Genomic DNA, 1,911 nt, shown 5'->3' with positions numbered 1-1,911 from the left:
GCGCCGACGTGGGCCGCGACCAGGCGGATGATGCGTTCGCCGTCTGCCTCGGACAGCTCGGCGCCCATCGGGGCACGACCCGACGACAGGCGATCGACCCATAGCGTGCGGTCGGGGTTCAGCATGATTTCCACCACGTCCGGGTCTTCCAGCGCGGCGGCGATCAGCGGCCCCATCGCCGTGCGCAACATGCGGATGCGCCGGTCGAGCGATGTAGTGGCGAAGGATTGCGGCACGGCGCTCATGACCCACACTCCTCGGCCGCCGCCAGCGCCGCCGCGTCATCGAGCCGGGCGGCATCGGGGTTCAGTTCTTCCACCACGTCGCGTACAAGGCTGCGCCCGCGCATCAGGTGGCGGCCGAGCTGTTCGACGAACTGCTCGAAACGTGCCTTGCCCTGCGCGCGTGCGGCTTCCTGATGCGCCTCGGGAACCGGCGTGCTGACTGTGAGGTAGTAGCGAACGAACAGCGCCAGCGTCTCGATCTCGATGTTCTGGTCGCGCTCCAGCCGCTCGAACTGGCGCGACAACCGATCGAGCCGCTTGGCGATGGCTGCCTCGCGCTGGTCGCCTGCATCGGGTGACAGCCACGATGCGAGCGCCGCCGCGACGATGCTGGACTTCGAGACGCCTTTCTTGGTGGCCAGCTCGTCGAGGCGTTTTGCATGCTCGTGCGGAATGAACAGGTTGAGGCGGTACTGGCTCATAGCTCGATCCCGTCTTGTTGGTCGAGGGACGCCAGCCGGGCCGTGCGCTGCATGGCCGGGTCGAGCTGACGGGGAAGCGGCAACGGCAGGTCGTCGTCATCGAGCAACGCCAGGTCGTTGTCGGCCGGCTGCTGTTCGGGGCTGTATTCGGCGATTTCGGATAGCTCTGGCTGCCGGCGCGGCCCGCCGTCGTCGGCAGCGGCGCCGGTGTCGTCGTCCGCCAGGCCGGCGGCAGGCGCGACCGGCACAGCAGGAATAGCCAGCCCGCTCCAGTCGTCGGGCCGAACCGGCGGCGCATCGGCGTAGCGTCCGGCCGCGAGCGCGGGCGGCGGAAGCACGCGGCGCTTGAAATTGGCGTCGGCGTAATAGCGCAACTTCTTCGCCTTGATCGGTGCGACGCTGGACACCATCACCACGGCATCGTCGGGCGGGAGCTGCATCACTTCACCGGGCGTCAACAGTGGGCGCGCGGTTTCCTGGCGCGACACCATCAGGTGCCCCAGCCACGGTGCGAGCCGGTGGCCGGCGTAATTGCGCTGCGCACGCAGCTCGGTGGCCGTACCGAGCGTTTCGGAGATGCGTTTGGCGGTGCGTTCGTCGTTGGTGGCGAACGTCACGCGCACATGGCAGTTGTCCAGAATCGAATGGTTCTGGCCGTAGGCTTTGTCGATCTGGTTGAGCGACTGCGCGATGAGGAAGCTGCGGATGCCGTAGCCGGCCATGAACGCCAAGGCCGTCTCGAAGAAGTCGAGGCGGCCCAGCGCAGGGAACTCGTCGAGCATCAGCAGCAATTTGTGCCGACGCGCGATGCCATCGCTGCCGTCGAGCGATTCGGTTAGGCGCCGGCCGATCTGGTTGAGGATCAAGCGCACCAGCGGCTTGGTGCGGCTGATGTCCGAAGGCGGCACGACGAGGTACAGCGAGACTGGATGTTCGGACGCGATCAGGTCGGCGATGCGCCAATCGCAACGCGACGTGACTTCGGCCACCGTCGGATCGCGGTACAGGCCGAGGAACGACATGGCGGTGGACAGCACGCCCGATCGCTCGTTGTCCGACTTGTTGAGCACCTCGCGCGCAGCCGATGCGACGACGGGATGCGGCACGTCGCCCAGGTGCCGCGTGGTCATCATCCGGTGCAGCGTCAACTCAAACGGGCACGCGGGATCGGACAGGAAGTTGGCGACGCCGCGCAGCGTCTTGTC

The 1,911-nt window shown here is 67.2% G+C and carries 2 protein-coding genes and 1 pseudogene; all 3 read right to left on the bottom strand.

Annotated features, from left to right (window positions below):
• Positions 1–245 (bottom strand): annotated as a pseudogene (locus tag HMPREF2924_RS05775) (P-type conjugative transfer ATPase TrbB); the annotation flags it as partial.
• Positions 242–706, bottom strand: coding sequence for a hypothetical protein (locus tag HMPREF2924_RS05770; protein ID WP_023124815.1), 465 nt, complete (start codon positions 704–706; stop codon positions 242–244). The gene HMPREF2924_RS05770 and the pseudogene HMPREF2924_RS05775, both read right to left, overlap by 4 nt.
• The coding region (gene traG / locus HMPREF2924_RS05765; protein ID WP_168172953.1) for an IncP-type conjugal transfer protein TraG at positions 703–1,911 on the bottom strand (1,209 nt) is incomplete at its 5' end. The genes traG and HMPREF2924_RS05770, both read right to left, overlap by 4 nt.

It is taken from the genome of Pseudomonas sp. HMSC063H08 (assembly GCF_001813645.1).
GTDB lineage: Bacteria > Pseudomonadota > Gammaproteobacteria > Pseudomonadales > Pseudomonadaceae > Pseudomonas > Pseudomonas aeruginosa.
Note: the sequence above shows the minus strand (reverse complement) of the source record. Positions and strands in the feature narration are given on the sequence as shown.